This window comes from Methylobacterium sp. WL103 (assembly GCF_008039885.1).
GTDB lineage: Bacteria > Pseudomonadota > Alphaproteobacteria > Rhizobiales > Beijerinckiaceae > Methylobacterium > Methylobacterium cerastii.
The window spans coordinates 1-4,394 of the sequence record NZ_VRUX01000355.1 but is presented as its reverse complement, the minus strand read 5'-3'; the positions used below and the strand labels follow the sequence as shown (position 1 = coordinate 4,394).

The 4,394-nt window shown below is 69.5% G+C and carries 4 protein-coding genes and 1 pseudogene; 2 read left to right on the top strand and 3 right to left on the bottom strand.

What is annotated here, in order from left to right:
* Together FV222_RS18275 and FV222_RS18270 are read right to left on the bottom strand one after the other, a co-directional pair.
* Positions 1-641 (bottom strand): SDR family NAD(P)-dependent oxidoreductase (locus tag FV222_RS18275; RefSeq protein ID WP_147815332.1); only part of this gene is annotated, 641 nt, incomplete at its 3' end.
* Positions 642-800: 159 nt separating this feature from the next.
* Positions 801-2,357, bottom strand: a complete 1,557-nt coding sequence (locus FV222_RS18270) for an NAD(P)/FAD-dependent oxidoreductase (RefSeq protein WP_147815331.1) — start codon at positions 2,355-2,357, stop codon at positions 801-803.
* A 168-nt stretch (positions 2,358-2,525) separates the two neighbouring features.
* On the opposite strand from FV222_RS18270, the gene FV222_RS18265 reads away from it, so the two are divergent.
* Positions 2,526-3,242 carry a TetR/AcrR family transcriptional regulator gene (locus FV222_RS18265; RefSeq protein WP_147815330.1) on the top strand — a complete coding sequence of 239 codons (717 nt, stop codon included), beginning with the start codon at positions 2,526-2,528 and terminating at the stop codon, positions 3,240-3,242.
* A 60-nt stretch (positions 3,243-3,302) separates the two neighbouring features.
* Here FV222_RS18265 and FV222_RS18260 read toward each other — a convergent pair whose 3' ends face one another.
* On the bottom strand, positions 3,303-3,902 hold the full coding sequence (locus tag FV222_RS18260) for a superoxide dismutase (RefSeq protein WP_147754409.1): 600 nt from the start codon (positions 3,900-3,902) through the stop codon (positions 3,303-3,305).
* A gap of 242 nt (positions 3,903-4,144) precedes the next feature.
* On the opposite strand from FV222_RS18260, the pseudogene FV222_RS18255 reads away from it, so the two are divergent.
* Positions 4,145-4,394 (top strand): annotated as a pseudogene (locus tag FV222_RS18255) (hypothetical protein); the annotation flags it as partial.

The following is a 4,394-nucleotide window of genomic DNA, read 5'->3' as shown; positions in this document are numbered from 1 at the left end:
GCACGGCCCCGGGCGGCCTCCTCCGGAGCCATGTGCGCGGGCAGGCGCGCGCTGTCGGCCACCGAGGTGGCGACGCCGCCCGGATGCACCACCGTGACGCCGACCGAGCTGCCGGCGAGCTCGTGGGCAAGCGCCTGCGAGAAGCCGCGCACTGCGAACTTGCTCGCCGCGTAGGCGGTCTGGCCCGGCGGCGCGATCAGCCCGTAGAGGCTCGACAGGTTGACGATCCGCGCCTCGGGCTGCGCGCGCAGCAGCGGCAGGAAGGCGCGGGTCATGCGGACCACGCCCCAGAAGTTGATCTCGAACAGCCATTCGAAGTCGGCTTCCGTCACGTCGTCGAAAGTGCCGCCGACCGCCACGCCGGCGTTGTTGACCAGCAGGTCGAGTCCGCCATGGGCCGCCTCAACCACTGCCGGCAGCGCGGCGACGGCCTCGCGGTCTGCGACGTCCAGCGCGTGCCGGCTGATGCGGACGCGGTTCGTCGCGATCATCCGCTCGGTCTCCTCCAGCCCGGCGACGTTGCGGTCGGCCAGCGCCAGGTTGCAACCGCGGGCGGCGAGCCCCACTGCCAACGCCCGGCCGATGCCGCTCGCCGCCCCGGTGACGACGGCCGTGCGGTTCTTGAGGTTCCAGTTCGGCATGGGGGGCCTTTCCCTTCGTTTCGATGCCGTGGCGTCGGTGTCGTGATCGCCCGGTCATCCGCTTTGGCGCTTGCGATGTCGGAAAACCGAAGACGCACGGGTCCCCTCTCCCGGACGGGAGAGGGGGCCGGTCGGCGCCATCCCGCCCCAGTGAGAATCCTACGCCGCGCGCTTGGCCGGTTCGCTGCGCGAAAACCGCATCGTGCCGTCGTCGAGGCGGCCGAACTTCAGGGCTGCGGTGTCGAGGATGTAGTTCTGGTGCAGCTTCCACGGCTTGGTGTCGGCCTGCTTCGGCAGCAGGTGCGCGGCGCGGGTGACATAGCCGGAGGTGAGCGGCAGGGTCGGCGTCGCGTTGAGCCGGGCGGCATCGGCCAGCGGCTCGCAGCGCGAAAAACCGTTCGTGTCCATGTGCTTGATGAGCCGGCAAAGATAGCGCGCGGTGAGCTCGCTCTTCAGGGTCCACGAGGCGTTGGTGTAGCCGATCGTCACCGCGAAGTTCGGCACGCCGGACAGCATCATGCCCTTGTACAGGAACGTGTCTTCCGGCTCGACCGCACGGCCGTCGACGGTGAGCGTCATGCCGCCCAGCAGCTTCATCCGCAGGCCCGTGGCGGTGACGACGATGTCGGCCGGCAGCGTCTTGCCGGAGGCGAGCCGGACCCCGTCCTCGGTGAAGCTCGCGATCGTGTCGGTCTCGACCGAGGCGGCGCCGGAGCGGATCACCTTGAACAAGTCGCCGTCCGGCACGAGGCAGAGGCGCTGGTCCCAGGGCTTGTAGCTCGGGGTGAAATGCTTGCCGACATCGTAGTCGGGGCCGAGCTGCGCGCGCACGGCGTCGAGGATGCGCTGGGTCATCGCCTGCGGCTTCCTGCGTGCGAACTGGTAGAAGACAATCCCCAGCGCCACGTTCTTGGCCCGCGTCAGCCGGTGGGCGAGGCCGGCCGGCAGCTTTTGGCGCAGCCAATCGGCGATCTTGTCCCGGCTCGGCAGGGCGACGACGTAGGTCGGCGAGCGCTGCAGCATCGTGACGTGCCGCGCGGTCTCGGCCATCGCCGGCACCAACGTCACCGCGGTCGCGCCCGAGCCGATCACCACCACGCGCTTGTCCGCCCAGGACAGGTCCTCGGGCCAGGCCTGCGGGTGCACCACCGGCCCCGCGAAGCGCTCGCGGCCGGGGAAGTCCGGGCTGTAGCCGTGATCGTACGCATAGTAGCCGGCGCACACCGACAGCATCCGGCAGGTGTAGCGCACCGGCTCGGCCGCCGCGCCGACCTCGGCGTCCAGCGTCCACAACGCGGCGGCCGAATCCCAGGCCGCCCGCACGACCCGGGTGCCGAAGCGGATATGTCGGTCGATGCCCTCGGCCGTCGCGGTCTCGCGCACGTAGGCCAGGATCGAGGCGCCATCGGCGATCGCCTTGTCGCTGCGCCAGGGGCGGAAGCTGAAGCCGAAGGTGTAGAGGTCGGAATCCGAGCGCAGCCCGGGATATCGGAACAGGTCCCAGGTGCCGCCGATCGCGTCGCGGGCCTCAAGGATCGCGTAGGTCTTCTGCGGGCACTCGGTCTGGAGGTAGTGCCCCATGACGATGCCCGAGAGGCCGGCACCCACCACCAGCACGTCGACATGCCGGACCTCACGCCCGGCCGCCGCAGCAAAACCGATCTTGGCAGGCGCAGCCGCTTTGGTGGGCGCAGCATCGTCGGCGGCGTCATTCATGGCGTCTCGGCTCCGGCGGTTTCTCTCTGTGCTTGTATTTAAGGTGAACACCTTATGGACGTCAACGGGCGGGCGCCGTAAAACGCCCTTGGTGCCGGTGACGGGGCCGAACGCGGCCGGGCCGCGCGGGACCGCGGGCGGGTCCACCGCCCGTGGCAGGCAGGTCGAATGAAGCGTCGCAGGTCGGATCAAACAGCGCAGGAACCGGGAGACGCGGCTCGCCCCGTCACGCGCGGCAAGGCGCCGGCCGGTGAAACGGCCGAAGGCGCACCGAAGCGGACCAGCACGCGCGCGCGCGTCCTCGCGACGTGCCGCGACCTGTTCAACGAGCGCGGGCCTGCCGCGGTCACCACCGCCGAAATCGCCGCCGCAGTCGGCATCAACGAGGGCAACCTGTACTATCACTTCCAGCGCAAGGAGCAGATCCTGGAGGCGCTGTTCTCCGACTTCGAGCGCCGGCTGGAGGCGGTGGCCACCGCCCACGCCACGGCGGACGGTCGGGCGCGCTACGCCCCCTACCTCGCCGGCTGGTTCACGCTGATGTGGGAGTGGCGCTTCTTCTACCGCGACGGCGGCACGATCTTCCGCCTCGCCCCGTCCCTGCGGCCGCGGCTGAAGAGCCTGAGCGACGCCGGCCAGGACCACGTCCGGCAGGCGCTAGCAGGCATGAAGGCGGCGGGGCTGCTCAGCGCAGGCACCGCCGAGACCGAGCACCTGATCGTCAACGCCTGGATCGTCTCGACCTACTGGATCGACTACCTGCGTTCGCGCCGCGGCCTCGACGAGGTTCGGCGCGAGCACCTGGACTGGGGTGCGGCCCAGGTGGCGAGCCTGTTCCGGCCCTACCTGACCGAGGCCGGGCTCGCCGCGGCGGAGCTGGGCTGAGCGCGCATCGGCCGCGACGAAAGCCGCCCTCCCCCGGGGGGAGGGCGATGTCGCGACGCCTCAGGCGGTCGCCTCGGCGTACATCTTCTCCACGTGCTCCCAGTTCACGAGGTTCTCGAGGAACGCCTTGAGGTAGTCGGGGCGACGGTTGCGGTAGTCGATGTAGTAGGAGTGCTCCCACACGTCGCAGCCGAGGATCGGCTTGGCGCCGTGCACCAGCGGGTTCTCGCCGTTCGGGGTCTTCATGATCGCGAGCTTGCCGTCCTTGACCGCGAGCCACGCCCAGCCCGAGCCGAACTGGCCGATGCCTGCCTGGATGAAGTCCGCCTTGAACTTCTCCGCACCGCCGAGGTCCTCGTCGATCTTCTTGGCGAGGGTGCCCGGGATCGCGCCGCCGCCGTTGGGCTTCATCCACTGCCAGAAGTGCAGGTGGTTGAAGTGCTGGCCGGCGTTGTTGAACAGCGGCTGGTTGTTGCCGTAGGACGCCTTGACGATCTCCTCGACGCTCTTGCCCTCGAGACCGGTGCCTTCGAGCAGCTTGTTGCCGGTGTCGACGTAGGCCTTGTGGTGCTTGTCGTGGTGGAACTCGAGGGTTTCCTTCGACATGTAAGGGGCCAGCGCGTCGTAGGCGTAGGGCAGTTCCGGCAGGGTGAAGGTCATGGGATTCTCCGTCTTGTCGAACGCAGGGGTGCGGGCGTCCGACCGGAGGCCGCGCACCGCGCTCGACGGGGCAACGACCCGGTAGGTAAGTCGGCCTTCCTCCCGCGGCAACGCCGGATCGGGCACGAAGTCCGTGGAAACCGCTACGCTGGACCGCCGGACGGGGCTTGGTTGCGTTTTGCAAAACGCCGACAAGGTCTTACTACGGGTCTAGCGTATCCAGCCCCGATTTCGAGAGTTCCATGATCATTGCGCTGTTCGCGCTGAGTGCCGCCATGGTGATCGGCGGCGTCGTCGCGGTGATCCAGGGGTTTCCCTTCGTTCGCCTCGAGAGCGGCCTCTCCATGGTGATCGCGGGCGCCACCGTCGCCTCGGCCGGGGCGGTGCTCTCCGGGCTCGCGGTGGTGGCCATGGGCCTGCGCCGGGTCGCCCACGCCTTCGACGCCCGCCGCATCGTCGACGCCGTCGGCACGATCCAGGACGGGGTGCGCC